The sequence below is a fragment of the Salinispora sp. CH2A1_6 genome (genome assembly GCF_056820975.1).
In genome coordinates, this window is sequence record NZ_JBXEDG010000003.1 from 200,002 (window position 1) to 226,703 (window position 26,702).

20 protein-coding genes are annotated in these 26,702 nt (G+C 68.1%); 9 read left to right on the forward strand and 11 right to left on the reverse strand.

Features of this window, described 5'->3' with window-relative positions:
* Window positions 1-30: 30 nt before the first annotated feature.
* From AC1UKG_RS05740 to AC1UKG_RS05760, 5 genes are all read right to left on the reverse strand, one after another.
* Complete coding sequence (locus AC1UKG_RS05740; protein WP_482642060.1) at window positions 31-1,248, reverse strand: globin domain-containing protein; 1,218 nt, start codon at window positions 1,246-1,248, stop codon at window positions 31-33.
* 142 nt (window positions 1,249-1,390) lie between these two features.
* Complete coding sequence (gene narI / locus AC1UKG_RS05745) at window positions 1,391-2,149, reverse strand: respiratory nitrate reductase subunit gamma (RefSeq protein WP_482642061.1); 759 nt, start codon at window positions 2,147-2,149, stop codon at window positions 1,391-1,393.
* Window positions 2,146-2,772 carry a nitrate reductase molybdenum cofactor assembly chaperone gene (gene narJ / locus AC1UKG_RS05750; RefSeq protein WP_018745368.1) on the reverse strand — a complete coding sequence of 209 codons (627 nt, stop codon included), beginning with the start codon at window positions 2,770-2,772 and terminating at the stop codon, window positions 2,146-2,148. The genes narI and narJ overlap by 4 nt, the downstream gene beginning before the upstream one ends.
* Window positions 2,769-4,496 carry a nitrate reductase subunit beta gene (gene narH / locus AC1UKG_RS05755; protein WP_482642062.1) on the reverse strand — a complete coding sequence of 576 codons (1,728 nt, stop codon included), beginning with the start codon at window positions 4,494-4,496 and terminating at the stop codon, window positions 2,769-2,771. Before narH ends, narJ begins: the two co-directional genes overlap by 4 nt.
* The gene (locus AC1UKG_RS05760) at window positions 4,496-8,161 is read right to left on the reverse strand and encodes a nitrate reductase subunit alpha (RefSeq protein WP_482642063.1); all 3,666 of its coding nucleotides are present in this window, start codon (window positions 8,159-8,161) and stop codon (window positions 4,496-4,498) included. The genes narH and AC1UKG_RS05760 overlap by 1 nt, the downstream gene beginning before the upstream one ends.
* 200 nt (window positions 8,162-8,361) lie before the next feature.
* Between AC1UKG_RS05760 and AC1UKG_RS05765 the strand changes: the two genes are divergently transcribed.
* Window positions 8,362-9,297: a formylglycine-generating enzyme family protein gene (locus AC1UKG_RS05765; protein ID WP_482642064.1), complete on the forward strand. Its 936-nt coding sequence runs from the start codon at window positions 8,362-8,364 to the stop codon at window positions 9,295-9,297.
* Here the strand turns inward: AC1UKG_RS05765 and AC1UKG_RS05770 are convergent.
* Complete coding sequence (locus tag AC1UKG_RS05770) at window positions 9,287-9,757, reverse strand: DUF6328 family protein (protein WP_018745364.1); 471 nt, start codon at window positions 9,755-9,757, stop codon at window positions 9,287-9,289. The two genes, AC1UKG_RS05765 and AC1UKG_RS05770, sit on opposite strands and share 11 nt — an antisense overlap.
* A gap of 356 nt (window positions 9,758-10,113) precedes the next feature.
* Here AC1UKG_RS05770 and AC1UKG_RS05775 point away from each other — a divergent pair, with 356 nt between their 5' ends.
* The 3 genes from AC1UKG_RS05775 to AC1UKG_RS05785 all read left to right on the forward strand — a co-directional run bounded on the left by AC1UKG_RS05775 (window position 10,114) and on the right by AC1UKG_RS05785 (window position 14,643).
* Window positions 10,114-11,379, forward strand: a complete 1,266-nt coding sequence (locus AC1UKG_RS05775) for a DUF2254 domain-containing protein (protein ID WP_018745363.1) — start codon at window positions 10,114-10,116, stop codon at window positions 11,377-11,379.
* A 132-nt stretch (window positions 11,380-11,511) separates the two neighbouring features.
* Entirely contained in the window at window positions 11,512-12,186 is a 675-nt protein-coding gene (locus AC1UKG_RS05780; protein WP_482642065.1) for a hypothetical protein, read from the forward strand.
* A gap of 60 nt (window positions 12,187-12,246) precedes the next feature.
* Window positions 12,247-14,643 (forward strand): arylsulfatase, encoded by a 2,397-nt coding sequence (locus AC1UKG_RS05785; protein ID WP_018814190.1) that lies wholly within the window; start codon window positions 12,247-12,249, stop codon window positions 14,641-14,643.
* A gap of 127 nt (window positions 14,644-14,770) precedes the next feature.
* On the opposite strand, the gene AC1UKG_RS05790 is transcribed toward AC1UKG_RS05785, so the two are convergent.
* Together AC1UKG_RS05790 and AC1UKG_RS05795 are read right to left on the reverse strand one after the other, a co-directional pair.
* On the reverse strand, window positions 14,771-15,400 hold the full coding sequence (locus AC1UKG_RS05790) for a hypothetical protein (protein ID WP_018745360.1): 630 nt from the start codon (window positions 15,398-15,400) through the stop codon (window positions 14,771-14,773).
* Window positions 15,397-16,014 (reverse strand): CDP-alcohol phosphatidyltransferase family protein, encoded by a 618-nt coding sequence (locus AC1UKG_RS05795; RefSeq protein ID WP_018745359.1) that lies wholly within the window; start codon window positions 16,012-16,014, stop codon window positions 15,397-15,399. Before AC1UKG_RS05795 ends, AC1UKG_RS05790 begins: the two co-directional genes overlap by 4 nt.
* Before the next feature lie 330 nt (window positions 16,015-16,344).
* On the opposite strand from AC1UKG_RS05795, the gene AC1UKG_RS05800 reads away from it, so the two are divergent.
* Window positions 16,345-17,136, forward strand: a complete 792-nt coding sequence (locus tag AC1UKG_RS05800; protein WP_018814192.1) for a YaaA family protein — start codon at window positions 16,345-16,347, stop codon at window positions 17,134-17,136.
* A 4-nt stretch (window positions 17,137-17,140) separates the two neighbouring features.
* Here the strand turns inward: AC1UKG_RS05800 and AC1UKG_RS05805 are convergent, their stop codons facing one another.
* Window positions 17,141-18,691 carry an MFS transporter gene (locus AC1UKG_RS05805; RefSeq protein ID WP_018814193.1) on the reverse strand — a complete coding sequence of 517 codons (1,551 nt, stop codon included), beginning with the start codon at window positions 18,689-18,691 and terminating at the stop codon, window positions 17,141-17,143.
* Window positions 18,692-19,134: 443 nt separating this feature from the next.
* Here AC1UKG_RS05805 and AC1UKG_RS05810 point away from each other — a divergent pair, with 443 nt between their 5' ends.
* The gene (locus AC1UKG_RS05810) at window positions 19,135-19,485 is read left to right on the forward strand and encodes a histone-like nucleoid-structuring protein Lsr2 (protein WP_018732357.1); all 351 of its coding nucleotides are present in this window, start codon (window positions 19,135-19,137) and stop codon (window positions 19,483-19,485) included.
* A gap of 244 nt (window positions 19,486-19,729) precedes the next feature.
* Window positions 19,730-20,371 carry a GNAT family N-acetyltransferase gene (locus AC1UKG_RS05815; protein ID WP_482642066.1) on the forward strand — a complete coding sequence of 214 codons (642 nt, stop codon included), beginning with the start codon at window positions 19,730-19,732 and terminating at the stop codon, window positions 20,369-20,371.
* A 487-nt stretch (window positions 20,372-20,858) separates the two neighbouring features.
* Here the strand turns inward: AC1UKG_RS05815 and AC1UKG_RS05820 are convergent, their stop codons facing one another.
* Entirely contained in the window at window positions 20,859-21,767 is a 909-nt protein-coding gene (locus AC1UKG_RS05820; protein WP_018814194.1) for a PhzF family phenazine biosynthesis isomerase, read from the reverse strand.
* Window positions 21,768-22,032: 265 nt separating this feature from the next.
* On the opposite strand from AC1UKG_RS05820, the gene AC1UKG_RS05825 reads away from it, so the two are divergent.
* Window positions 22,033-23,490: an MFS transporter gene (locus AC1UKG_RS05825; RefSeq protein WP_026271398.1), complete on the forward strand. Its 1,458-nt coding sequence runs from the start codon at window positions 22,033-22,035 to the stop codon at window positions 23,488-23,490.
* Window positions 23,491-23,538: 48 nt separating this feature from the next.
* Here the strand turns inward: AC1UKG_RS05825 and AC1UKG_RS05830 are convergent, their stop codons facing one another.
* Entirely contained in the window at window positions 23,539-25,656 is a 2,118-nt protein-coding gene (locus tag AC1UKG_RS05830) for an MMPL family transporter (protein ID WP_018745353.1), read from the reverse strand.
* Between the two features lie 158 nt (window positions 25,657-25,814).
* On the opposite strand from AC1UKG_RS05830, the gene AC1UKG_RS05835 reads away from it, so the two are divergent.
* A complete protein-coding gene (locus AC1UKG_RS05835; protein WP_475889654.1) occupies window positions 25,815-26,702 on the forward strand; it encodes a phosphatase PAP2 family protein in 888 nt (295 codons plus the stop codon).

Consider the following 26,702-nt stretch of genomic DNA (forward strand, 5'->3'; position numbering starts at 1 on the left):
GGATCCCACCATGGGATCAGCCCGAGGGAGTCAGTCGCGCAGCATTCCCGGGCCGAAGACGTCGTAGCAGATCCGGTCCTTCGGCACGCCCCGGCGGAGGAGTTCGGCGCGGACCTGGTACATGAACGGCACCGGCCCGCAGAGGTGGATGTCAGCTCCGGTCGGTAGCGGGACCCGGCTCGGGTCCAGCTGGCCGGCGGTGACCTCCGCCTTCAGCCGGTCCAACTCGCCGTCGGCGGCATCCTCGTACCACAGCAGCACCGACAGGTTCGGCAACTGCTCCGCCAGATCGGGGAGTTCGTGGCGGCGGGCGTGGGCGGCGGCGCTGCGGTCGGCGTGCACCAGCACCACCTCCCGGTCGGTCTCGGTCGCGGCCAGGTGGTGCAGGGCCGACATCGCCGGGGTGAGGCCGATGCCGGCGCTGACCAGCACCAGCGGACCCCCATCCCCGACCGCGTTGACCTCGCCGAACGGGGGGCTGAGGCGGAGCGTGTCACCGGCGGTCACCCGGTCGTGCAGGAGGGTCGAGACCACGCCTTCGGGGGCGTCGCCGGTGGCGCGTACCCGCTTGACGGTGATCTGCCAGTAGGTTTCGCCGGGTCGGCCGGAGAGGCTGTACTGCCGGATCTGCTGCCCCCCGCCGTCCAGGTCGACCGCGACGGAGACGTACTGCCCGGGCGTGAAGGTGGGTAGCGGGCCACCGTCGGCGGGGACCAGGCGGAAGGAGATGACATCCGCGGTCTCCTGAATGCACTCCACGACCTGCCAGTGCCGCCACACCGACCCGTCCTCGCCCACCCCGGCCTGGGTGTAGAGCCGGGCCTCCCGGGCGATCAGCTCGCAGGCGAGCAGCCAGTACACCTCGTCCCAGGCCGCTGCGACCTCGTCGGTCACGGCCGCACCGAGCACCTCGCCGACCGCGGCGAGCAGGTGGCGGCCGACGATCGTGTACTGGGTGGCGGTGATCCCGAGCGAGGCGTGTTTGTGGGCGATCCGGCGCAGGATCAGCTCCCACGACTTCTCGTCGCCGCCGTCGACGAGGTGCTCGGCGTAGGCGACCACGGAGGCGGCGAGCGCGGCCGGCTGCTCCCCGGTGGCCTGGTTGCCCTTGTTGAAGATGTTCAGTAGCTCCGGATGGGCCTCGAACATTCGCTGGTAGAACCGGCTGGTGATCGCTTCACCGTGCGCCTGCACAGCGGGCAGGGTCGCCGTAACCACTGCTGCTGAGGATTGCGAGAGCAAGACCACTCCTTGGTATCGATCGGCGTGAAGGCCGCGATTTCCTCGGCTCGCCCCCGAGTGAGTCTGTGGAAACGTGACCTGATTCCAGCGAACAGGCAGACAACAGCCCAGATCAGGGCCGAAGGTCCTGGATTCTGCGCGGAACTCGTCACCGTCGGCTTCGGGACGAGGAGCGGGTTGGCAGCGTCGGCGGCCCTTCCCAGCCCGGCCGAGCTGGGCGCGATCGGGTCCCGTAGCTGCGGTAGACGACGTACGGCCGGGTGACGTAGCCGATCGGCGCGCTGAAGGCGTGCACCAGCCGGGTGAACGGCCAGAACGCGAAGAGGGCGAACGCGGCCACGACGTGGAGTTGGAAGCCGATCGGCACGCTGGTCATGAGTTCGGGATCGGGGCTGAAATAGAACAACGACCGAAACCAGGGCGAGAGGTTCGCGCGGTAGTCGTAGCCCCCGTCGGTGATGTTGCCCCGCACCGTGTTCCAGAGTCCCAGCACGATGACGGCCGCGAGAAACGCGTACATCGCTTTGTCGTTGCGGGTGGTGGCGGCGAAGACGGGGCCGGTGAAGCGGCGGCGGGCGATCAGGATGACCATTCCGGCGAGGGTGCAGAAGCCGGCGACGGTGCCGATGAAGACGGCCATGAAGTGGTAGTTGTGCTCGGTGATGCCGACGGCCTCGGTCCAGGACTTGGGGATGAGGAGGCCGACCACATGTCCGATCAGCACCATGAGTACGCCGAAGTGGAACAGCGGGCTGCCCCAGCGCAACAAGGCGGTCTCGTACAGCTGGGTGGAGCGGGTCGTCCAGCCGAACTTGTCGTAGCGATAGCGCCAGATCAGCCCTCCGATCAGGATCGTGATGGCCAGGTACGGGTAGACCACCCAGAGCAGCACGTGCACCGTGTTCATCTGCGCCCCCCGGTGGTGTCGACGAGTCCGTACGGTTCGAGACCAACCTCTTCGACCGGCGGGCCGGTGCGGGCCAGCCGGAGCGCGGCGGCGAGGTCGGCGGGGCGCGGGGCGGGCAGCATGACCCGGATCGCCTCGACCGCGTGCCGGTACGGGGACTCCTCCTTGCCCAGCGACTCGGCGAGCAGGTCGAGGCCGACCCGGTTGTCGTGCAGCAGCCGCCATCCGCTGTCGTCCTCGGCGGCGAGGTCGAGCAGCGCCGGCAGGTAGTCGGGCAACTCGCCATCCACCACCACCAGGCCGGCGGCCTTGTACGCGGCGGCGAAGCCGACGAGCGCCTCCCCGCGGCGGCGGGTGTCGCCACAGGTGTAGTAGCTCAGGTGCAGACAGCACCGGCGGCGGAAGTCGAACAGCTGCACGTACGCGGCGCGCAGCTCGCCCGGGGCGGTTGCCTCCCGATGGGTCAGCACCTGTCGGAGGGGCTTCGCCACGGCATCCGGGAGTGCGTCGAGGGCGGCCCGGATGATCGGCAGCGCGGCGAGGACCTCCTCGTCGGGGTAGCGCAGCAGTAACGAGGCGGCGCGGGCGGCGACGGGCCGCCAGGTCGTCGGTCCGGTCGTCATGGCTGGTCCCGGTTGATGTCGAGGACGCCGGGGCTGGTCACGTCGCCGCCCTCGCCGGCCGGATCCTTCTGGGGCCGGGCGCCGGTCCGGCTGCCCGCACCACCGGCGTCGATCAGGTTGGTCCGCTGGGCCCGGTCGCCGGCCTCGGTCAGGGAGTCGGCCCGCTGCCGGCTGCGTTGCGCGTCGAAGGTCTCCACCTGGATCGGTACGGGCGTGCCGGAGGATTCCCCGAAGGGGCCCTGTCCGTAGGGTCCGCCGCCGCTCATCCCGGGGCCGCCCTCGTAGTCCAGGGAGCACTCGGTGGCGATCTTTTCCAGCCGGTGGGCGTCCTCGGCGTGGGCGGCGGGGATGACGTAGCGCTGCTCGTACTTGGCGACCGCCAGGAGGCGGTACATGTCGTCCATCTCGTCGGTGGTCATGCCGACGCTGGCGGGGATGGCGTCGTCCGGTGTCTCACCGAGGTTGCCGCGGCGTTGGTAGGCACGCATGGCGGCGAGCCGGCCGAGCGCCGCGCGAACGGGTGCCGGATCGCCGGCGGTGAAGAGCTCCGCGAGGTAGTCGACGGGGATGCGGAGAGCGTCGATCGCGCCGAAGAGGTTGCCGGCCTCCTCACCGTCGTGGCCGGTGTCGCGCAGCACGTCCACCACGGGGGACAGGGGTGGGATGTACCAGACCATCGGCATGGTCCGATACTCCGGGTGCAGTGGCAGTGCCACCTCGTACTTCATGATCAGGTCCCAGATCGGGGACTGCTGGGCGGCCTCGATCCAGTCCTCGGGTATCCCGCCCGCCCGCGCGGCGGACACGACGGCGGGGTCGTGGGGGTCGAGGAAGACCGAGCGTTGCGCCGCGTAGAGATCCTCTTCGGCTTCGGTGGCGGCGGCCTCGGCCACCCGGTCGCTGTCGTAGAGCAGGAGGCCGAGGTAGCGCAGCCGGCCGACGCAGGTCTCGGAGCAGATCGTGGGCTGGCCGATCTCGATGCGGGGGAAACAGAACGTGCACTTCTCCGCCTTGCCGGTGCGGTGGTTGAAGTACACCTTCTTGTACGGGCAGCCGGTGATGCACATCCGCCAGCCGCGGCAGCGGTCCTGATCGACCAGCACGATGCCGTCCTCGCTGCGTTTGTAGATCGCCCCGGAGGGACAGGACGCGGCGCAGGACGGGTTGAGGCAGTGTTCACAGATCCGGGGCAGGAAGAACATGAAAGTCTTCTCGTACTCCTGTCGTACCTGCTCGGACACCTTCGCCAACACCGGATCACCCGCCGTGATCTCGTTTCCGCCGGCCAGGGAGTCGTCCCAGTTCGCACTCCAGGTGATCTTCATGTCCTCGCCGGTGAGCAGGGACTTCGGCCGGGCGACCGGGATGTCGTCGCTGGACGGCGCGGTGATCAGGTGCTCGTAGTCGTAGGTCCAGGGCTCGTAGTAGTCCTGCATGGAGGGCAACTTCGGGTTGGCGAAGATCGTGAACATCCGCTTCAGGCGCCCGCCGGAGCGGGGCTTGAGCCGCCCGGAGCGGGTGCGCACCCAGCCGCCCTGCCAGCGCTGCTGGTTCTCGTAGGTGCGCGGGTAGCCCTGGCCGGGGCGGGTCTCCACGTTGTTGAACCAGACGTACTCCACCCCGGATCGGTTGGTCCACGCCTGCTTGCAGGTCACCGAGCAGGTATGACACCCGATGCACTTGTCCAGGTTCATGACCATCGCCATCTGCGCCATCACCCGCATCAGTACCGCACCTCCTGCGCACGGCGTCGGACCACCGTCACCTCGTCGCGCTGGTTGCCGGTCGGCCCGAGATAGTTGAACGCGAAGGCGAACTGCGCGTATCCGCCGATCAGGTGGGTGGGTTTGACCAGCAGCCGGGTCAGCGAGTTGTGTATCCCACCGCGGCGGCCGTTGAGCTGCGCCTTCGGCACGTCTATCACCCGTTCCTGCGCGTGGTAGACGTAGACGGTGCCCTCGGGCATCTTGTAGCTGACCACCGCCCGGCACACCAGCACACCGTTGCGGTTGACCGCCTCGATCCACTCGTTGTCCCGTACCCCGATCTTCGCCGCGTCCGCCTCACTCATCCACATCGTCGGCCCACCGCGGGACAGCGTCAGCATGAGCAGGTTGTCCTGGTACTCCGAGTGGATAGCCCACTTCGAGTGCGGGGTCAGATACCGTACGGTGATCTCCAACTCTCCGTTGATGCCGAGCCGCGGCTCGCCGAAGAGCCGGTGGATGTCCAACGGTGGCCGGAAGATCGGCAGCGCCTCGCCCGTCTCATGGATCCAGTCGTGGTCCAGGAAGAAGTGCTGCCGCCCGGTCAACGTGTGCCACGGCTTCAGCCGCTCCGTGTTGATCGTGAACGCCGAGTACCGGCGACCACCGTGCTCACTGCCCGACCACTCCGGACTCGTGATCACCGGAACCGGGCGGGACTGGGTGTCCGCGAACGTGATCTGCTTCCCCTCCGCCTCGGCGGCGAGGTCCGCCAGGCGTTGACCGGTACGCCGTTCCAGGAAGCGGAAGCCCTCGGTGGCGATGCGGCCGTTCGTGGTGCCCGACAGCGCCAGGATGGCCTCACACGCCCGAATGTCGGTGTCCAGCCGGGGCCGGCCGTCGGCTGCGCCACCCCGCACCGCGCCGTTGACCCGCCGCAGGTAGTCGATCTCCCGGTTGACATCGACGGTGACCGCCTTGTTCGTGGTGCCCAGCCGGTCCAGGAGGGGGCCGAGAGCGGCCATCTGGTCGGCGACCGCACCGTAGTCCCGCTCCACGACCACGAACTTCGGCATCGTCTTGCCCGGCACCGCGGGCGCGTCGCCGGTTTTCCAGTCGCGCACCACCCCGCCCGGGGTAGCCATCGCATCCGGGGTGTCGTGCAGTAGTGCCGTCGCGACCAGGTCCTTGCGCACCCCGAGATGCCGGCGGGCCAGGGCGGAGAAGGCCTTGGCGATCCCGTGGAAGGCGGTGAAGTCGGTGCGGGTCTGCCACGGTGGGTTGATCGCCGGGGTGAAGGCGTTCACGAACGGGTGCATGTCGGTGGTGCTGAGATCATGTTTCTCGTACCAGGTGGCCGCCGGTAGCACCACGTCGGAGAAGAGCGTGGTCGAGGTCATCCGGAAGTCGAGGCTCAGCAGCAGGTCGAGCTTTCCCTCCGGGGCCTCGTCGCGCCACACGACATCGGCCGGGCGACTGTCGGCCGGAGCCTGCTCCGCCCGCAGGTTCGACTCGGTGCCGAGCAGGTGACGCAGGAAGTACTCGTTGCCCTTGCTGGAGGAGCCGAGCAGGTTCGCCCGCCACACCGTCAACACCCGGGGCCAGTTCTCCGGGGCGTCCGGGTCGGTGCCGGCGAAGCCGAGTCGGCCATCGACCAGTGCGTCGGCGACGTAGCGCGCCGGGTCGTCGGGGTTCGCGGCCAGCGCCTCGTCGGCGAGATCAAGCGGGTTACGGTCGAAGGTGGGCATCGACGGCATCCAGCCCAGCCGGGTCGACTGCGCCAACAGGTCGATGGTGTGCTTGCCGGCGAAGGCGCCGGTGCCGGTGGGAGCGGCGAGGGCGTCGGCGGAGTACGTGTCGTAGCGCCACTGGTCGGTGTGGACGTACCAGAAGGCGGTGCCGATCATCTGCCGGGGCGGCCGGACCCAGTCCAGCGCGAACGCGAGCTGCTGCCAGCCGGTCACCGGCCGGCACTTCTCCTGCCCCACGTAGTGTGCCCACCCGCCGCCGTTGACCCCCTGGCAGCCGGTCAGCGTGGTCAGCGCCAGCATCGCCCGGTAGGTGGTGTCGGAGTGGAACCAGTGGTTCGTCCCGGCCCCCATCACGATCATCGAACGGCCACCGGAGCGCTCGGCGTTGTCCGCGAACTCCCGGGCCACCCGGGCCACCTGCGCCGCCGGTACGCCCGTGATCGGCTCCTGCCACGCCGGTGTGTACGGCTCGGCCGCGTCGTCGTACCCGGTCGGCCAGCTACCGGGTAGGCCGGGACGGGCGACGCCGTACTGGGCGAGCATCAGGTCGAACACGGTGGTGACCAGCCGTTCGCCGACCCGGGCGGTGGGCACGCCGCGTCGCAGCACCGCCGGCTGGTCGGTGTCAAACCGGGGCAGCACCACCTGCACCGCCTCGCCGCCGGTACAGCTCAGCCGGGGCACGATCTCGCCCAGCTCCAGGTTCCACCGGCCGACGCCGGTCTCGCGGTAGCGGTCCCCGAGCGATCCGTTCGGCACCGCTGGCCCGTCCGTTACGGAATCCCACAGCACCGGCCGGAAGGCCGCTTCCTTGTCGTCTTCCCCCAGGTCGGCGGCGGTGACGAACTTCCCCGGACGGTAGCCGCCGTCGGCCGCCGGCTCCAGGCCGACCAGGTACGGCAGGTCCGTGAAGCGGCGCACGTAGTCGAAGAACCGGGGTGTGTTCCAGTCGACGAAGAACTCCTTGAGGATGACGTGCCCCATCGCCATCGCCAGCGCCCCGTCGGTGCCGGGCTGGGCGGGCATCCACTCGTCGGCGAACTTGACGTTGTCGGCGAAGTCCGGGCTGACCACCACGACCTTCTGGCCCCGGTAGCGCGCCTCGGCCATCCAGTGCGCATCCGGGGTGCGGGTCACCGGCACGTTGGAGCCCCACATGATGAAGTAGGAGGCGTCCCACCAGTCCCCGGACTCCGGCACGTCGGTCTGGTCGCCGAACATCTGCGGGGACGCCACCGGTAGGTCCGCGTACCAGTCGTAGAACGACAGCATCGATCCGCCGATCAGCGACAGGAACCGCGCTCCCACCGCGTGCGACACCATCGACATCGCCGGGATGGGGGAGAAGCCGGCGATCCGATCCGGTCCGTACTCGGCGATGGTGTGCACATGCGCCGCGGCGACCAGCTCCAGCGCCTCATCCCAGGAGATCCGGACCAGGCCGCCCTTGCCCCGCGCCTGTTGGTACCGACGTCGCCGTCGCGGATCGGCCTGAATCTCGGCCCACGCCGCGATTGGATCACCCAGTCGCTGCCGGGCTTCGCGGTACATCTCCATCAGCACACCCCGGGCGTACGGGTAGCGCACCCGCGTCGGCGAGTAGGTGTACCAGGAGAACGCTGCCCCCCGTGGGCAGCCCCGCGGCTCGTACTCCGGCCGATCCGGGCCGACACTCGGGTAGTCGGTCTGCTGCTGTTCCCAGGTGATGATGCCGTCGCGGACGTACACCTTCCAGGAGCACGAACCGGTGCAGTTCACGCCATGGGTGGAGCGCACCACCTTGTCGTACGACCATCGGTCTCGATAGAAGGCATCCGCCTCCCGCCCGCCGACCTGGTAGAGGGCCCGGCCGTCGGGGGCGACCTCGGCCTGGCGGACCAGGCCGCCCACGGCCAGCAACGCCCGGCTCGCGTGCTCCGTCGTGCCCGTCATGTGCCTCATTCCTCACCGGTGACTGTGAGAACACCCGATGGGATGACTCGCCCCCAGCTTGGCTCAGATAGCCGGACAAAGCAGGTCTAAATCGGCGCGATCGCCTATCTCGGTGGCGCTGGTGGATTTCCGCCCGGCAACACCGTGCTCATCCAGGTGTTCGGATAATCGTCAAGTTGTCATGCTTTGGCTGGTTTAGGGTGAGGGGCGTGGTGCACGAAGCGCTCAGCCCCCCAGCGACCACCCGCCCGGGACCAGAGATGGTCTGGATTCCGGGCGGTCAGTTTCGCATGGGATCAATCGATTTCTACCCAGAAGAGGGGCCCGTCCGATGGGTTGAGGTCGATGGATTCTGGATCGATCAGTACCTGGTGACCGTCGGAGATTTCGCCCGATTCGTCCGGGAGACCGGGCACGTGACGATGGCCGAGGTGGCACCGACGGCGGCGGACTATCCCGACGCCGACCCGGAGCTGCTCGTCCCGGGCTCCCTCGTGTTTCACAAGGCCTCCGGGCCGGTCAGCCTCGCCGACTACCGCAACTGGTGGTCGTGGACACCGGGCGCGACCTGGCGTCAGCCCGAGGGGCCAGGTAGCACCATCGACGGCAGAGACCTGCATCCGGTCACCCACGTCGCGTACTCCGACGCGGTGGCCTTCGCGACCTGGGCCGGCAAGGAACTCCCGACCGAGTCCGAGTGGGAACTCGCCGCCCGTGGCGGGCTCGATGGTGCCGCCTTCACCTGGGGCAACGAGTTCGCCCCCGAGGGCAAGCTGATGGCCAACACCTGGCAGGGCGCGTTTCCCTGGCAGAACCTGCTCCTCGACGGGTACGCGGGAACCTCCCCGGTGGGAGCCTTCCCGCCCAACGGTCACCGCCTCTACGACATGGCCGGCAACGTCTGGGAATGGACCCGGGACGTCTTCACGTACCCCGCCGACCCGTCGGCCAAGGCGTGCTGTACGACGCCGGTCACCGCCGACGGACCGAACGCGGTCATTCCTCGCCATGTCATCAAGGGCGGATCCCACCTGTGCGCCCCCAACTACTGCATGCGGTATCGGCCGGCGGCCCGGCAGGGCGAAGCGATCGACACCTCGACCTGCCACCTCGGCTTCCGGTGCGTCATCCGGTAGTACCGGAGTCGCTGCCGGTCCGACTGCGGCCGATCGGCACGAGCACCCAGAGCAGCAGCAGCCAGAGCAGGGTCAGGCCGGTCAGCGCGAGCGCGATCGGCAGCGCGAGGACGAAATCCGTGATGAGGAGCACCGCGACGATCACGGCCAGGATCAACAGCAACAAGCCGGTGGTGGTCATCGAGTGGGTGAAGCGGGCCAGTTCCGGGCCACGCCCCTGCCGGAACAGCGCCCGGTGGAACGCCACCGGGGCGATGGTCGCCACCGCCGCGGCGGCGGTGGAGAGGAACGAGATGATGTAGAGCGTCCGCTGGAAGGTGTTGGTCTCGCCGAACGCGGAGCTGAACGGGAGGGCGAGCAGGAAGGCGAAGAGGATCTGCACCCCCATCTGCGCGATGCGCAGCTCCTGCAACAGCTCGGCGTACCGGCGCCGCCAGCGGGTCTCCGTCTCCTCCGCCACCCCTGCCTCCGCACTCGGTGTGGTCCGGGTCGGGAGGGAGCCGGACCCCCCTTTTACTCTGTGCTTCACAGTCTGGCACCGATGCGATACCTCGCCGCGGGAATCGCCAAACGCACCGACGCCGGTGGCGCGGGGTCGACTCGTTGCGCGCAACGGCGGTTCACCGCAGCGCGGATTGACGGTTCCGCCGGAGCCGAACCAGAACGTGTGTAAGGCTCACAGACGACAGCCGCTTGGCCCCGGGGCTGGTTCCGGCCCGCAGCGGACAACCGCAGACACGGGTTGCCCTTATGCGGTTCGGCGGCGGGTCGTCAGCAGCTCCGGTCGGGTCCCTACCCGAAGCGGTGAGGAGTGCGATGATGCTGTGGGCAAAGTTCTTCCGAATTCGCCAGAACCTGGTGGGAAGCATGTGGTTCTTCCCGCTGCTGGGGTTGGTGGTGGGAGGGCTGCTCGCCCTCGTGGTCCGCGAGATTGACGCCGTCATCACCCTGCCGTCGGCGTGGGAGTTCGAGCCGTCCGCGGCACAGGAACTCCTCACGATCGTGGTCGAGGTCGCGGGGGTGCTGGCCGGATTTGTGGTGGCCGTGAGCGTGGTCGTGCTCGAACTCCATGCCGACAGTTTTCCGCGCTACCTGCGGTTGTTGTACCGGGACCGATTCCACCTGGCCGTCGTGACGTTTATCCTCGGGACGGTCTCCTTCGCCTTCACGCTCCTGGCTCTTGGTGGGTCAGCGGAGATCCCGCCGCTCGGTGTCGGCATCTCGGGGATTCTCCTCATCGTTAGCTTTGTGCTCTTCGTGGTCTTCCTCAACCATCTGGTGCATCAACTCCGACCGGTGGCGGTCGCGGCCGACGTGACCAAGACGGCCCGGAAGCTGATGGCGGCGCGCGACCAGTCGGGCGGGTCGGTGGTGACCAGGGAGGAGCCGGCCGGGGAACCAACTCTGGTGCTTCAGGCCCAACGATCCGGGTCGGTGCAGGCGTTGAATGAGGCAGCCCTGGTCCGCTGGGCCAGCCAGCACGGCTGTCAGCTCCGGTCAAAGGTGGCGGCCGGCGACTACATCATCGCCGGGCAACCGGTGATGGAGATATTCGGGACGAGGCCGTCGGGTGACTCCACCAAGCAGATCCACGCCATGGTGGCCCTGGGGATCGAGCGGACCATCGAGCGTGATCCGGCCTTTCCGGTACGGATTCTGGTGGACAGCGCGGCGCGGGCGCTCTCCTCGGCCGTCAACGATCCGACAACAGCGGTGCAGATGATGGACTACCTGGAGGAGCTGCTCCGGATGATCGGGGCGCAGCCCCTCGGCACGATGCGGTACTGCGACGAATCCGGCCAGCCACGGCTGACTGTGCCCGGCCGGACGTGGGAGGACTACCTCACGCTCGCGGTCACCGAGATCCGCGAGTACGGGGCCAGCTCCGTCCAGGTGCTGCGGCGGCTCCGCGCCATGCTCGAAGACCTTCGCGAGGTGCTTCCGGCCGACCGGCGAGCGGCGGTGGACGCCGAGCTGGACCGGCTGGACCAGACCCTTGCCGCGAGCTTCGGGGGCAAGGTCGACCACGACCGGGCCGTGGTGCCGGACCGGCAGGGAATCGGCGGTCCGGGGCGGGCATGAGGCTGCACTTCCGAACCCCGCTCGTGGCCGGACGCATTCCGGCCACTGGGCGCCCCGTTCTCTGGTAGAACGAGAAAAGGAGGGGTGCGCATTCCATGGGACCGTTGAAACGGCTGGTGAAGGGTGTTGCCAATGGGCAAGAGTTCTGATCAAGAAACGTTTCGGGCGCTCCGAAATCCGCGCGGGGTAGCGATCGCGGGCATACTTTTCGCCGTGGTCTTCGCCATCAGTATCATACTGCTTCGGTCGGCGCTCCCGAAGGAGCCTTTCGCCGATGTGGAGTGGGTACGGCAAGAAGCTGGCCGGATGCGGGTGGCGCTGTTCCTGATCCCGTTCGCCGGAATCTTCTTCCTCTGGTTCATGGGCGTGGTGCGCGAGTACATGGGCAATTTGGGAGACTGGTTCTTCTCCACTCTGCTCATCGGGAGCGGGGTTCTCTTCCTGGCCATGATATTCGTCGCTGTCGTGGTGGCGGGCGCCATTGTGGAGGGTGTTCCCGAAGGCGGGTCCCAGTCCTTGGGTACCGAGACGGTCGGGTTTGGTCGCTCGATCATGCTCGAGGCGAGTGGGATCTACGCGGTACGTATGGCGGCGGTGTTCATGTTCGCGCTCGGAACGGTGGGGATGAAGACCCGCCTGATGCCGAAGTGGCTCTGGATGCTGACCTACATTTTGGCCGTGCTGCTCTTGATCTTCACCAACCAGAATCTCTGGTTCACGCTCATCTTCCCCGCCTGGGTTCTCCTGGTGAGCATCCGAATGTTGGTCACCGGCCAGGTGGCACCATCCGACACCGCGAAGAGCTGATCGGGAAAGTACGGGCAGGTCGCGTTCCCGCCCTTGGCGCGGGAGAAGGGGAAGTCGTTCATGAGTAAAGCATTCAAGGGCGTTATCAACCTGGGCGCCAAGGACTCGACACCGGACTGGGACCCCTATGCCCAACCCCAGGCGCCGAAAGGCGCGCCGAACGTGTTGTTCCTGGTCTGGGACGACACGGGCTTCGGCTCCTGGGACTTCTTCGGTGGGCCCATCGAGATGCCGAACATGAGCAAGCTCGCCAACAACGGACTGAAGTACACCCAGTTCCACACCACCGCGCTCTGCTCGCCCACCCGGGCCGCGCTGCTGAGCGGGCGCAACCACACCACCGTCGGCATGTCCTGCGTTGCCGAGGCGACCCAGGGATTCCCGGGGATGAACGGGCACATCCCCGGGGAGGCAGCTCTTATCGGGGAGATCCTCAGCGACCGGGGCTACAACACCTACGCGCTGGGCAAGTGGCACTGTGTCGCCGAAGACGAGACCAACATGGCCTCCTCCAAGCGGAACTGGCCCACCCACCGGGGCTTCGAACGCTTCTACGGCTTCCTCGGTGGAGAGGCCAACCAGTACTACCCGAACCTCGTCCAGGACCAGCAGTTCATCGACCAGCCCACCGACCCGGTCAGTATTGACGAGTGGAAGGAAGGCAAGGACGGATACCTGCTCACCGCCGACCTCGTTGACCGGGCGATAGGCATGATCGGTGACGCCAAGCAGGTCGCTCCGGACCGGCCGTTCTTCATGTACTTCTGCCCCGGGGCGAACCACGCCCCGCACCACGTACCGAAGGCCTGGGCCGACAAGTACAAGGGCACGTTCGACCTGGGGTACGAGGCGATCCGCGAGAAGATCCTGGCCAAGCAGATCAAGCTGGGGATCCTCCCGAAGGGGACCGAGCTCTCACCGATCAACCCGCTCAGCGACGTACGCAGCGCGGACGGCAAACCCTCGCCCGCCCAGAGCGACGTACGGCCGTGGGATTCGCTCAGTGCCGACGAGAAGAAGCTGCAGATCCGGATGGCGGAGGTCTTCGCCGGCTTCTCCAGCTACGCCGACCACGAGATCGGCCGACTGATCGCCTACCTCGAGGACACCGGAGAGCTGGACAACACCCTCATCTTCGTGATCTCAGACAACGGAGCGTCAGGTGAGGGCGGGGCGGACGGCGCCGTCAATGAGAACACGTTCTTCAACGGTGTCCCGAGCAATATCGACGAGAATATCAAGATGCTCGATATTCTTGGCTCGCCCGGCACATACAACCACTATTCGACCGGTTGGGCCTTCGCCTTCAACACCCCGTTCAAGCTGTTCAAGCAGGACGCGTGGGAGGGTGGAGTCTGCGACCCGATGATCGTGCACTGGCCGGCCGGGATCAAGGCAAAAGGCGAGCTACGCGACCAGTACGCGCACGTCACCGACATCGTGCCCACGGTGTACGACTGCCTCGGCATCGAGTTGCCGGAGACGGTCAAGGGCTTCGAACAGTGGCCACTGGAGGGCTCCAGCCTCAAACACACCTTCGAAAAGCCGAAGGCCAAGACCGCCAAGCAAAGCCAGTTCTACCAGATGCTGGGTACGCGGGCGCTGTGGCGGGACGGCTGGAAGGTCGACGCCCTGCACCCGAGCTCACCGGCGGACTGGGGTCACTTTGGTCTGGACCAGTGGGCGCTCTACCACACCGACGTCGACCGCGCCGAGATCCATAACGTGGCCGACCAGCATCCCGAACTGGCCGCGGAGTTGGCGGCGCTCTGGTATCACGAGGCCGGCAAGTTCTTTGGTCTCCCGGTGGACGACCGGCCCATCGCCGAGTTGCTCAGCACGCCGCGACCGCAGGTGGCGCCGCCGCGAGACCACTACGTCTACTATCCGAACACGCTGGAGGTGCCCGAGGCGGTCGCGGTCAACATCCGGGGGCGGTCCTACATCCTGGCGGCCGACGTTGTCATCGATGGTCCCGACGCGGAAGGTGTCCTCTTCGCGCAGGGCTCCAACTTCGGCGGCCACGCCCTCTACCTCAAGGATGGCAAGCTGAAGTACGTCTACAACTACCTGGGGGAGAAGGAGCAGGTCATCTCCTCGAACATCGATGTGCCGAAGGGAAAGGCGGTGCTCGGCGTCGCGTTCGAGAAGGAGAAGTTGATCTCTCCACCCGGCTCCGACCAGCCCAGTGCCTGCATCGGCAACGCCTCGCTGTTCATCGGCAAGAAGAAGGTGGGTGAGTGCAAGGGGATGCAGACCCAACTCGGCAAGTTCGCCCTCGCCGGGGAAGGCTTCAACGTCGGCCAGGACCGCGGTGCGCCCGTCACCTATGACTACTCCGGTGCCCGTCCCTGGAAGCTGACCGGTGCCACGATCAAGCAGGTCATCGCGGATGTCTCCGGTGAGGCCTACGTTGACGTCGAGCGGGAGGCGGCGGCCATGATGGCCCGGGACTGAGCGCGATCGCCAGCGCCGACGGCTGGGCGGCGACGCCGGAGCCCGTGGTGCGGAGTGAGCGCTGACCAGCGCGGGCGTGGGGGGATCCGCCGGACGGGGGATACCCCCACGCGGATGCCCCCACGCGTTAGCCGAGGACGGGAGCGAGCTGCGGCAACATGCTGACCGCGGCGAATCGAGCCGTGCGGCCGACGAAGCACGTGACCGCGAACATGCCCACCGACATTCGGCTCGCGCTGATGCAGAAGACGACCAGTAGGAGTGGGGGCAGGCCCACCGCCGCGCTCAGCAACACCACCGGTACCGCCACGAACGGCCGGTCGAGCAGGGCGATGAGTCGGTTGTTCCAGCGGCGGGTCACCGCGACCACGGCGGGGATCGACCGGCGGAGGACCGTCCGGACGGTCGCTCGGGGCGGCACGGCCGCAGGCTCCCCAGCGCCGACACCCGGATCGCTCGGCCCTGTCCCGTGCGGCACTCCCGCCGTGGTCACCACTGCCGGCTCCGGCAGTGGTGCAAAGCGGGCGCTGTGCCGCTGTGACCAGCGGCGCAGCCGCACGGAGCGGAGGGTGCCGCGGAGGCCCAGCAGCATCAGCGCCTTGCCGATGGTCTGCCCGGCGCTGGCGGTGACACCCAGCAGGACGGCGTTCTGTCCGGTTACGGCGGCCGCACCGATGAGGTACGGCTCCACCGGCACCGCCGGGATGAAGGCCGAGGCGAGCGCCATCAGGAAGGTCGCGACCCCGGCCTCGATCATGGTTCGGCCCCGTTCCTGCGGACCGGAACCAGCCGCCGTACCACCACCAGGGAGACGACCTTGACCACGGTCACCGCCAGGGCCAGCGTGAGCGCTGGCCCTGGGCTCGGCACGAAGAGCACGAGCAGCACCAGCGCGCTGGTGTTGGCGGCCTTTGCCGCCGGGGACCAGTTCCACCGAAAGACACCACGGTGTACGCGGAAAAAATAGTTCGGACTAAGCAGCCCGAAACGGAGAAACGACAGGCTGAGCACCAGATCGACGACGACGAACTGCAGCAGAAAGACCGCGATAGGAGCCACCATCTCGGGTCGCGCCTGCAGCAGTGGGATGATGCAGAGGACGCAGCAGAGCCGGTCGGCCAGGATGTCGAAGACCGCGCCGAAGCGGGTCTCCTGGTTCAGCCGGCGGGCTGTCCAGCCGTCCAACATGTCGCCGACCCAGTACACAAGATAGGCGGCTACCGCCAGGACCGGCTCCCGGGTGGCGGCCGCGGCGATCGCGAGCGTGACCGCGCCGATCGTGCGTACCGCGGTCACCGTGTTGGCAGCCTGCACCACCCGGGGCGGGGCGGCGGGGGTCGTCGTGCGCTCCTGAAGGTTCGTTCCCGGCATACGGTTGCCTCCAGAAGGTCATGTCATCTCAACGCCGCTACTGCCGAAGGCGAACCCACATTAGAACCGGAGTAACGAGGGAGATCTCGCCGACGGGCCTGCTGTCACCTGGAGGGTGGACCGGGGTGCGTATGTCCCGGATTCGCATCCGCGCTGCCCTGGTTGTTGGTGGCGAATCCCGTCGGCGTACGAAGCGGCTGGTGTCGCCGCGTGCTGCGGCGCGGTGGCCGGGAGAACCCGCTGGCCGGCCCTGCCCTCCCGGTTCGCCGCCGCGGAGGTGCCCATCGGGCCGCTATGCTCAGGGGATCTTGATCTCGGCACGAGGCGAAAATGATCATTCTGATTCACACCTCCAAGGCGATGCGACCGGCGCCCCAGGGCGGCGCGACCCTCACCGTGCCCGCCCTACGGGACCGGGCCGAGGAGCTGGCGGCGTACCTCAAGACCCTCTCGGTGGAGCAGCTCGCCACCGTCATGGCGCTCTCCCCGGAGCTGGCCGACCGAACGCACGGGCTCTTCGCCGACTGGGGCACCGACCCGCAGCGGCAGTCACCAGCGATCGACAGCTTCGCCGGTGACATCTACAGCGGGCTCCGCGCCTGTGACCTCACCCCGGCCGACCGGGCGTACGCCGAAGGTCGGTTGCGCATCCTCTCCGGGCTGTACGGCATCCTGCGGCCAGACGATGGCATCCAGCCGTACCGGCTGGAGATGGGCTATCGCCTACCGGACCCGCCGTATGCCAACCTCTACCAGTTCTGGGGTGATGCCGTTGCCCGGTGCCTACCGTCGACCGGCGTCATCATTGATCTGGCCGCCGTCGAGTACAACCGGACCGTCACCCGGTTTCTGCCCCGCGACCGGTTCGTCAGCCCCCGCTTCCTGACCGTCAACCCGACGTCCGGGGAACCGCGGTTCGTTGTCGTGCACGCCAAGATCGCCCGCGGTGCCTTCGCCCGGTGGCTGCTGACCGCTCAGGTGGAGAACCCGGCGGACATCGTCGACTTCGCCGAGATCGGCTACCGCTACGCACCGGCTCTCAGTAAGCCCCGCCAGCCTGTTTTCGTCTGTCAGGAGTTCGGGGGTAAGGGGCTCAGCGTCCGCCGACAGAACCTGGGCTGAGCGGTCAGGTCTGCTGGGGTGGTCGCGGGCTACGGCCCTTTCGCTGGCGGGGCCAGATCCAGGCGGCCAGCACCGCGCCGATCACCGCGATCACCCCACCGAGCACGAGGGCGGTCGACACTCCGTCCGAGAATGCCTGATGATAGGCCGCGATCACGAGGTTCCGTTCGCTCGCTGGCAGCGTGTCGAGGACGGCGGTCGCCGTCTGGGAGTTGGTCAGCGCGTTGACGACCTGGCTGGACTCGGCTTCGGTAAGCCCGGCCGCGGTGCTCACCGGGGCGGCCTCGGCCCGACCGAAGCGGGTGGTCGCGGCGGTGAGCAGGACGACGCCGAGCGCACCCCCCAGCATGCTGCTGGTCTTGTAGAGCCCGGACGCGGCGCCGGCGAGGGCGACCGGTGGGCCACCGACGATGGTGTCGGCCACGGGCACGGAGAGTATGCCCAGCCCGACACCGATGATGAGCAGGCCCAGGATCACCGCGAGCACCGACAGGGAGGGCAGCAGGGTGCTGATGGCGAGGCTGCCGACGCCGACCAGGACGAGGCCCCAGACCGAGGGGGAGCGGGCGTCGTGTCGGGTGACGATCCGTGCGCCGACGGCGTTGAATATCAGGATCGTTCCGGCGGCCGGAACCAGGAGCAGGCCGGCCGCGAACGCGCTGTAGCCCCGGACGTCCTGTAGGTAGAGGGAGAGCACGAAGAGGGCGCCGGCGAAGGACATGTTCATCGTCAGGTTGACGATGAGAGCGCCGTCAAAGCTGCGGGTGCGGAACAGCCGTAGATCCACCAGCGGGTCGGCGACTCTCAGTTCGACAAAGATGAACGCCATGGCGAGCGCCGCGGTGGCGCCGAAGAGAGCAATGATCAGCGGATCGTTGAAGCCGACCTGTTGCCCCTCGGTCAGCGCGAAGAGCAGGCACAGTGCGGCCCCGGCCCCGGTGAACAGCCCGACCAGGTCGACCCGCCCCCGGCCCTTCTGCGCCTCGGGTGCGTTTCGTTTGGTCACGATGTACAAGACGACTACCACCGGTGCGGTCAACCAGAACAGTGACCGCCAGCCGAGCAGGGTGGTCAGGGTGCCGCCGACGGCTGGTCCGACTGCCTGCCCGGCCCAGGTCGCCGCGGCCCATGCGGCGAAGGCCGTGGGCTGCTCGGTCCGCTTGAAGAGCGCCGGGATCATCGCCAGCGTGGAGGGCAGGATGAGTGCGCTACCAGCGCCCATCAACGCGCGGCCGGCGATGAGGCCGGCGAGGTTGGGCGTGAAGGCGGTCGCCAGGGCGGCGACCCCGAAGATCACCAAGCCGAGCAGCAGCATCTTCCGATGACCGTGTAGGTCGGTGAGGCGACCGCCGGCCAGCAGGAGGGTTCCGCAGGCGATGCTCAGGGCGTTGTTCGCCCACTGCATATCGGTCAGATTGACGCTCAGCTCAGTGGCGATGGTTGGCAACGCCACCCCGAGGTTGGAGAACGCGAGCCACACCAGCATGGCGGCGGTGCAGAGGCTGATCAGGGCGGCCCGTCGGGACGGCGATGACCGGCGGGACCGGGAGTGCATAAGCGGACAATATAGGAAAATCATCTAAGGGGTGGTTGTAATCTGGAGGTGGCCGGGGCAGTCCGGACGGCGGACCGAAGTGGGTTCGGTGCCGCGTTGGGCGCCGAACCGCGGTGGCCGGGAGTTGGCGGCGGTGGCGGGGTGTCGGCGGGAATACGAGGCCGCGCCGCGACGATAATAGTGGCCGTGCCCGCAATTGGTGGCCTCGACTCTCGACACGGCGCGGGGGCGTGGGCGGGGATAGACGCTTCCAGAAGGTTTGCCGCCGATGGTCGGGCTCCCGGATCGGTGGTCTGAGGAACAGCCACGGCGGGTGCGGTAACCGCTACCCACGGGAAAGATTTGGTGGCCGTGCGAAACCCGCGTGTGGGTCCTTTAGCAACTACCCTGTCTGGATGCTAATGTCCTCGTCTTCGTACTCGTGAAATGGAGCTAACCCGAGCATGGCGCGACAGGTAATCACCCAACTGATTGACGACCTAACCGGTGGTGAGGCCGACCAGACGATTGAGTTCGGTCTCGACGGCAGGGCCTACACCATCGAACTATCGGACGAGAACGCATCCGCGCTCCGGCAGGCGCTCGCGCCCTATATCGCCGTTGGTCAGCGCGTCGGCAGGGCCAGTGGCCACGGCGGGATCACCAGGGCGGTGCGGGGAGCCGCCGCGACCGCGCAGCGTTCCACCCGCGCGCGGAACGAGGAGATCCGGGACTGGGCGCGGGCCAACGGGTATCAGGTTTCGGACCGCGGACGCATCCCGGTTGGCGTGATGGAGGCGTACGACAAGCGGTGAATGGCCGGCGGTCGGTCCGCTGGTAAGGACCGCGGTCGAGGTAGGCCGACAGCACGAAGGGCCCCGTCCGGGGCCCTTCGCTGTGCCCCACCCACGTGGGCCAGGCTGCGAAGCCCCTCCATCTGGAGCAGGCTTTCTATCATCGGCTGGTGTGTCCGGACCGGGCACGCTGGCCGTTGACACGGGGAGGCGTGGTTGGTCACCGTCCCCAGCCTGGGTCGCGCAGCGTCGGAAGGAAATGACCATGGGAAGTGAGCTGGCCGAGATCCTGGACGCCGCGGCCGCCGGGCGCTTTCCGCCGCCGGACGGCGGGACGACCGTGCTGCCGCAGCCCTGCGACCGGGACGCCGGGGTGATCGCGTTCACCGCCCACTCCGTGGTCTTCACCGACGAGGATCCGCGTTGGGTCCGGGGAACTCTGGCCGCACTCGACTGCGACCGCCTGGCAGCCACCATGCATCCACCGTTCCTGGGTGCGCTGCTCGAGCGCACCGGACGTTGCATGGACGCGATCGACCTACTGACAGTCGCGCCCCCGCTGGCGGGTGCACCCCCGCTGCGGCTGACCGAACTCGCCGGCGCAGCCCATCCCCGGGAAGTCAGGGCACGCCAGCGCCGGGACGATATCCGGATCTGGGCCGCCGACGGGGGATTGGTCATCCTCGGCCGGGGCGTGGCCGGCCGCTGGGAGGCGGCGATCGAGGTTGACGAGGGGCGACGTGAGGCGGGCCTCGGACGGGCGCTGGCCACGGCCGCTCGGCACCTGGTGCCGACCGGGCAGCCGATCTGGGCGCAGCAGGCCGCGGGCAACGCCCGCAGTGTGCGTGCGTTCCAAGCGGCGGGATTCCGGCCGGTCGGCGCAGAAGCGCTGCTCGTCAAGGCGTAAGGACGGCAGACCGGACGGTAACACCCGCTCCCCGGGGTCGGTTGTCCACTGTGACATTTGCCTTTGGTGATGTAAACGACAGTGTCGAGACCGCGGGCGCCTGCGACACGGGTGTTGACAGGAGTACCGAACGTGAGCGTAAGATCGACTCTGCGCTGGGAAACGTGTGTTTAGTGAAAGTGTCGCAGACCGAACGCACGTTTCCAGAGCTATCTGGTGACGGGGCGCGGACCCGGACGGGGATTGCCGGCGGGATGGATCAGCTCCAATCGGAGCGCAACGGGGGGATGTATCCCGCAGCACTCGCCGCCCGGCTCGGCTGGCATGCCGCCGGAGTCAGGGCCGATGGCCCCCGGCTCGTCGGATCCAGAGGTGCTGGGCCGGCCAGGTGGCGTGCTGCCTCCTGGCGGCCCCAGCCGCCACCGCGCCCCCCGGTGACCGCTGTCCGCCCGAACGCCCGGCTTCATGGGGCTGAGTGCGGTTCCGGTCATGCCGGGGTTCGGCCCCGAGTCGCTGCGTCCGCATCCGTTGCTGCGCCCGTACCGGCACCTCCGAGCGGGGCCAGGGCCACCGCGGCGCCGGTCACCGCGATCCCGGTTCCGGACCCTTCAGGGATGTCGATGGTGAGCAGGCTCGGACGGCCCATCTCCTGGCCCTGGTGCACGGTAACCGTCGTGGGGGGCACGACCAGGCCGAGCTCGCGTAGGTAGCCACCGAGCGCCGCGGCGGCCGCACCGGTGGCGGGGTCCTCCACGACGCCCCCCGGGGGGAACGGGTTCCGCGCGTGGATGACCTGTGCGGACTCCCGGTACACCAGATTGATCGTGGTCCAGTCGCGCTCGGCCATCAGGCTGGTCAGCGCTGCCATGTCATAGTCGAGATCAGCCAGGCGTGCTCGGCTTCCAGCGGCGATGATCGGGTGCCATGCCCCGGCGAAGGCGACCCGTGCTGGCAGCGTCGTCGCCAGCTCCTCCGACTTCCAGCGCAACGCGTCGAGTAGTGCCGTGAGGTCGTCCGCGGCGATCGGTTGGGTGCGCGGCTCGACGCTGACCAGCGTCGCGGTGATGGTGCCGTCCGCCCGTACAGTGGTGGAGACCTCGACCGGGCCGGCGCGGGTGTTCAGCTGCAACACCCCTGGGCCGTGTCGCTCGGCATACGCCGCGGCGGACGCAATGGTCGCGTGGCCGCAGAACGGGACCTCCGCCTTCGGGCTGAAGTAGCGAACGGCGAACTGTCCCTCGTCGCCGGGCATGAGGAACGCCGTTTCGGAATACCCGACCTCGGCCGCGACGTGCTGCATCTCCGCGTCGTCGGCGCCGGTGGCGTCCAACACCACACCAGCCGGATTGCCGCCGGCGGGATCGGTGGTGAACGCGGCGAACCGTAGGATCTCCATGATCGTGATTCTATAGTGGAGTCCTTCTATGGGCCGAGTGCCAATCGACTCCCGGTGGTCACCGCCGGGTAGCTGGCCAGCTCCCGTAACGGGCACGGGCTGCGGCAGCGCGCAGGGCCGGCGGATACGTCAGGTGTCACGCCATCGCTTCGCCCGCACGTTGGGGTGAGTCGGTGCCGATGATCCGGCCGTCTGCTGGTGTCACCCATATGGTGGGCTTCGGGGAGTTTGGCCACGATGGTTTTCTCCGGTGCCGGACAGCCGGATGAACGAGGGTGAGCTGGGTGTGGGGGAAGCGCCCCGGACCGGGTCGGGGCGGCCGGTCCGACCATGGTCGGCGGCGACCGTCGGGCTGCTGGCGGTGTTTCTGGGCGGGTTGAACATCTCCTTGATCGTGATCGCTCTGCCGACGATCCGAAATGTGTTCGACCTGAGCCCGAGCGGTCAGCAATGGCTGGTCTCCGGCTACTTTCTTACGTTCGGACTGACGCTGGTGCCGGCCGGCCGGTTCGGCGACCAGCGTGGCCGGCGCAACATATTCGTGGCCGGCGTCATGGTGTTCGTTGTGGCGAGCATGGTTTCCGGCTTCGCCCCCTCCGGAAAATGGCTGATCATCGCTCGGTTGGCGCAGGGAGTTGGCGTCGGCGTCGCGCTACCCCAGGTGTTCGGGACGGTCCAGCGGATGTTCTCGCCCCGAGACCGCGGACGCCCGCTCGGGCTGCTGGCCGTCGGAGTCAGTAGCTCCCGACTGGCCGGTCCGATACTCGGCGGCGCCCTGGTTACCCTCGGCGGCGAGCAGGGCTGGCGGTGGATCTTTTTGATCAATGTTCCGCTTGGGGTCGTCGTCGCCGTCTTCGGGTGGCGGCTGTTTCCCGTCGCCGAGCGGGGGAGGCGACCCGACCTGGACCTGATCGGTGCCCTCCTACTGATGTGCGGGTTGGGGCTGCTGTGGCTGATGCAGGGAGAGCAGTGGCCGGGGCTGCTCCGCTGGCTGCTCCTGCCGGCCGGCCTGGCGACGCTGGTCGCCTTCTTCTACTGGGAACGGTCCTATGCCCGCCGCGGCGAGCCGATATTCAACCTGGGCCTGTTCCGGATCCGGTCATTTGCCCTGGGCGCATTTATCGCCACGTTCTACTTCGCCGGCTACGAGGCCATCTACTACCTGGTATCGGAGTATCTGCAGCAAGGTCTGGGGCACGACGAGTTGGTGGCGGGAATCGCTCTCATGCCGTTGGCTCTGGGCACGGCCCTTGGCTCGGTGGCCGCTGGCGCCAAGGCCGGACGGATCGGGCGGCCATTGATCGCCGCGGGGCTGGCCTGTGGAGCAGTCGGGCTCGTCATGCTGTTGATCGCAGATCTGTTCCTGCCGGATCCACGCTCCCCGCACGCGGCCACCCTGCCCCTGCTCCTGGCCGGCTTGGGCGGTGGACTGGTCACCGCCGGCGTCGGGGGCGGGTTGGTCATTGCTCCGAACCAGACCCTGGCCCTGGCGCACGTGCCACCGGCCCAGGGCGGCAGTGCCGGGGGGATGCTGCAGACGGGGCAGCGCTTTGGGGGTGCGTTCGGGGTCGCCGTCGTCGGCACCGCGCTCTTCACCAGCCTGGACCGAACCGGTGACTGGCTCCTCGCCTTCCGAATTCCGATGGCGGTCATTATCTGCTTCTTCGTCATCGCGTTTGTCGCTGTTCTGATCGACTTGGTTACTCGTTCCCGATCGTGGTGACGCGCGTTTCCTCTTTCGGGTTCGGGGTCAACGAAGCTGATCGCAACCTCAGCCGGTGCCCGCCGGGCCACCGTCACTTCGCTCGAGCCGGCTCGGCCACCAGATTCGGCGACCAATGTCATGGGTGAGGGCCGGCACCAGCAGGGAGCGCACGACGATGGTGTCGATGAGAAGCCCGACCGGAAGGGCGATGCCCAGCTCCACCAGGAGTCGAACCGGGAGCACGGTCAGTGCCGCGAAGGTCGCCGCGAGCACGACACCGGCTGACGTGATCACCCCGCCGGTGACGGTGAGTGCGGACAGTACCCCGCGTCGGGTACCCAGCCGCTCTGACTCCTGCCGGACCCGGCTCATCAGAAAGACGTTGTAGTCCACCCCCAGGGCGACCAGAAAGACGAATGCGAACAGGAGGAACTCCGGATCTACCTTGGGGACGTTGAGCAGATACCGGAAGATCAGCACGCAGATTCCCACGGTGGCGGTAAACGAGAGAACCACGGTCAGGACCAGGAGTAGCGGTGCGAGCAGGGCGCGCAACAACACCGCCAGGCAGAGCAGGATCACGGCCAGGACGACCGGAAAGATAACCTGCTGATCCCGGTCGGCGGCGTTGGCCGTGTCCACATTTGTTGCCGTGAAGCCACCGACCACGGAGTCGGAGCCGGGCACCGCATGAACGGCGGTGCGGAGCCGCCGCAGGGTCTGCTCAGCGCTGTCACCGTCCGGTGCGTCACTCATGGTCGCGTTGAGCTGTGCCCGTCCGTTCACGACCTTCGGTGCGGCCCCGGCCTCTGCAGCTGTGGTCGACGCCCCACCCGCCGCGGTGACCGGCGCCACGGAGGCGATTCCCGACACCTGACGGGCTGCGACGGTGACCTGGTCGACGGTCTCCGCGTTGGTCACGATGATGGCCGGGCTGCCGGTGCCGCCGGGATAGTGCTGGTCAAGTAGACGCTGCCCGCTGACCGACGACCGGTTTCCGGAGAAGAGCAGGTCATCCTGGTTGATTGCCTGCTTTCCGAGCTGGGTGACCCCGATCGCGGCCATGCCGAGACCGATGGCGGCGATCACCCACACCAGTCGGTCTCGCCGGCCGATGAGGCGGGCGACCGGGGTCCAGAGGCGGTGCGAGGTGGTCGCGGCCCGCTGCTGCGGGCGCGGAGTCCGCGGCCAGAACACCCGTCGCCCACCCAGGACGAGCAGCGCGGGGAGGAAAGTGAGCATCACCAGCAGCGTGCAGGCGATGCCGATGGCGGAGACCGGTCCGAGGGAGCGGGTGGAGCTGAGCACCGACAACAGCAGGGCGAGCAGGCCGAGGATGACCGTCGAGCCGGAGGCGATGATCGCCGGGGCGGCGCCGCGCCACGCCACCCTCATCGCGTCAACCGGGCGTTCCCTTTTGGTCAGCTCCTCCCGATAACGCGCTATGAGCAGCAGCGCATAGTCGGTGCCCGCGCCGAAGACGAGCACGGTGAGGATCCCCCGCGACTCCCCACTCAGCTTGATCACATCCGCGTCGGCCAGCCAGTAGACGAAGACCGTGGCCAACACGTACGAGAGCCCGGCGGCGATCAGCGGAAGCGCCCACAAGACCGGACTACGGTAGATGATCAGTAGGACTACCAGCACCGCACCCAGGGTGACGACCAGCAGCTCGCCGCCCACTCCGGCCAAGACCGTGATCAGGTCGCCCCGTAAGGCGGCCGGGCCGGTGACCTCGATGGTCAGTCCGCCCTGGTCGCCGCCGGTGATCGCGCGCAACTGATCGATGACGTCGTTCTCCGCCTGCCCCACGGCGTTGTCGATCGGGACGACCACCAGCAGGGCCTGCCCGTCCTGGCTCTGGACGGGGGGCGCGATGGGCCCGACAACCCACCGCACCTGACCGAAGCGGGTCAGGTCTGAGTCCGCCCGTTCCTGGTCATCAACGGTGATCCCGGCCGAACGCTCGTAGACCACCAGGGCGGGCGTGGCATCCGTACCGGTGATGTCACGGCTGTCTTGCTGCGCCTGCTGCGACTCCGCATCAGCGGGCAGAAACGTCTGGAAGTTGTCGATCTCGACCTGGTCCAGGCGGCCGGGGAACGAGTGGGCCACACCGCCGATCACGAGCCACCCGAGGGTCACCACCACCGCGATCAGAGTCCCGACGTGGCGCGCAGGCATCGCGGCCCCCGTCAACGTTCGGCGGCCGGATCTGACATGGGTCAACTATCTGGGGTCTCGGCTGCTGACACTCCGACTTTCCGCCGTTCTCCGCTGAACAGGTGAAAGTCGTCATGGCGTGGGTTATGCGGGCAGTCGATGTCGCCTGCCGTTAGGTTGTGCGGGTGCACGACACGGCGAGGCGTGGGACGGCGGTCTGGTTGGCCGTGCTGGCGCTGGCGCAGACCGCTGCCCTCATCGGGGTGTGGTGGGTCGCCGTGCAGACCGAGCTCGGCCAGTGGCTCGACACGGTTGCCCTCACCGGTAACCGGATCGGCCAGGACCGCATCGACGGACCGGTAAACCACATCCTCAACGCGATGTCGCTGGCGGCGCTGCTGACCGCCACCGCCGTGATCGGGTTCATCGCGTTGATCCGTGGCCGGGTCGCGCTCGCGCTCACCGCAACCCTGCTCATCGTCGGCGCCAACCTCACCACCCAGGCGCTCAAGTACAGCCTCGCCCGCCCTGACTTCGGCATCGACCCGCAACGGATCTTCGCCGGCAACAGCCTGCCCAGCGGCCACGCCACCGTCGCCGCCTCGTTCGCGGTGGCGCTGGTCCTCGTTCTGCCACCGACGGCCCGAGTCCTGGGCGCGTTGCTCGGCACCGGCTACGCCGCCGCCGTCGGAGTGGCCACTGTCTCCGCCGGATGGCACCGACCCAGCGACGCGATCGCCGCGTACCTGGTGGTCGGGGTCTGGGCGGCGCTCGGTGGGCTGGTGCTATTGATCATGCAGCGAGAACGGGCGAGGGTCGACCCCGGCGACGCGCACCCGCTCGCCGCCGTGTTACTCGGCACGGGCGGCCTGCTCGCGATCGTCGCCGGCGGTCTTGCCCTGGCCTGGCTCGCCGACTTCCCCCAGATCGCCCCGAACGAGTTGGCCCGCCGGCCCCTCTTCGCCGGCTACGCGGGTGGTGCCGCCGAGATCGCCGGTACGATGGCCATCGTGATGGCCCTGGTCCTGGTCAGTGCGTACCGCCTCATCCCCCGAAACGCGGGCTGA

What these genes read in the sequence shown, in the direction of transcription:
- narI (WP_482642061.1), bottom strand. Translation starts at nt 2,149, where the DNA reads ATGAACACGGTGCACGTGCTGCTCTGGGTGGTCTACCCGTACCTGGCC.
- narJ (WP_018745368.1), bottom strand. Translation starts at nt 2,772, where the DNA reads ATGACGACCGGACCGACGACCTGGCGGCCCGTCGCCGCCCGCGCCGCC.
- narH (WP_482642062.1), bottom strand. Translation starts at nt 4,496, where the DNA reads ATGCGGGTGATGGCGCAGATGGCGATGGTCATGAACCTGGACAAGTGC.
- AC1UKG_RS05760 (WP_482642063.1), bottom strand. Translation starts at nt 8,161, where the DNA reads ATGACGGGCACGACGGAGCACGCGAGCCGGGCGTTGCTGGCCGTGGGC.
- AC1UKG_RS05775 (WP_018745363.1), top strand. Translation starts at nt 10,114, where the DNA reads ATGATGCTGTGGGCAAAGTTCTTCCGAATTCGCCAGAACCTGGTGGGA.
- AC1UKG_RS05780 (WP_482642065.1), top strand. Translation starts at nt 11,512, where the DNA reads ATGGGCAAGAGTTCTGATCAAGAAACGTTTCGGGCGCTCCGAAATCCG.
- AC1UKG_RS05785 (WP_018814190.1), top strand. Translation starts at nt 12,247, where the DNA reads ATGAGTAAAGCATTCAAGGGCGTTATCAACCTGGGCGCCAAGGACTCG.
- AC1UKG_RS05790 (WP_018745360.1), bottom strand. Translation starts at nt 15,400, where the DNA reads ATGATCGAGGCCGGGGTCGCGACCTTCCTGATGGCGCTCGCCTCGGCC.
- AC1UKG_RS05795 (WP_018745359.1), bottom strand. Translation starts at nt 16,014, where the DNA reads ATGCCGGGAACGAACCTTCAGGAGCGCACGACGACCCCCGCCGCCCCG.
- AC1UKG_RS05800 (WP_018814192.1), top strand. Translation starts at nt 16,345, where the DNA reads ATGATCATTCTGATTCACACCTCCAAGGCGATGCGACCGGCGCCCCAG.
- AC1UKG_RS05805 (WP_018814193.1), bottom strand. Translation starts at nt 18,691, where the DNA reads ATGCACTCCCGGTCCCGCCGGTCATCGCCGTCCCGACGGGCCGCCCTG.
- AC1UKG_RS05810 (WP_018732357.1), top strand. Translation starts at nt 19,135, where the DNA reads ATGGCGCGACAGGTAATCACCCAACTGATTGACGACCTAACCGGTGGT.
- AC1UKG_RS05815 (WP_482642066.1), top strand. Translation starts at nt 19,730, where the DNA reads ATGGGAAGTGAGCTGGCCGAGATCCTGGACGCCGCGGCCGCCGGGCGC.
- AC1UKG_RS05820 (WP_018814194.1), bottom strand. Translation starts at nt 21,767, where the DNA reads ATGGAGATCCTACGGTTCGCCGCGTTCACCACCGATCCCGCCGGCGGC.
- AC1UKG_RS05825 (WP_026271398.1), top strand. Translation starts at nt 22,033, where the DNA reads ATGAACGAGGGTGAGCTGGGTGTGGGGGAAGCGCCCCGGACCGGGTCG.
- AC1UKG_RS05830 (WP_018745353.1), bottom strand. Translation starts at nt 25,656, where the DNA reads ATGCCTGCGCGCCACGTCGGGACTCTGATCGCGGTGGTGGTGACCCTC.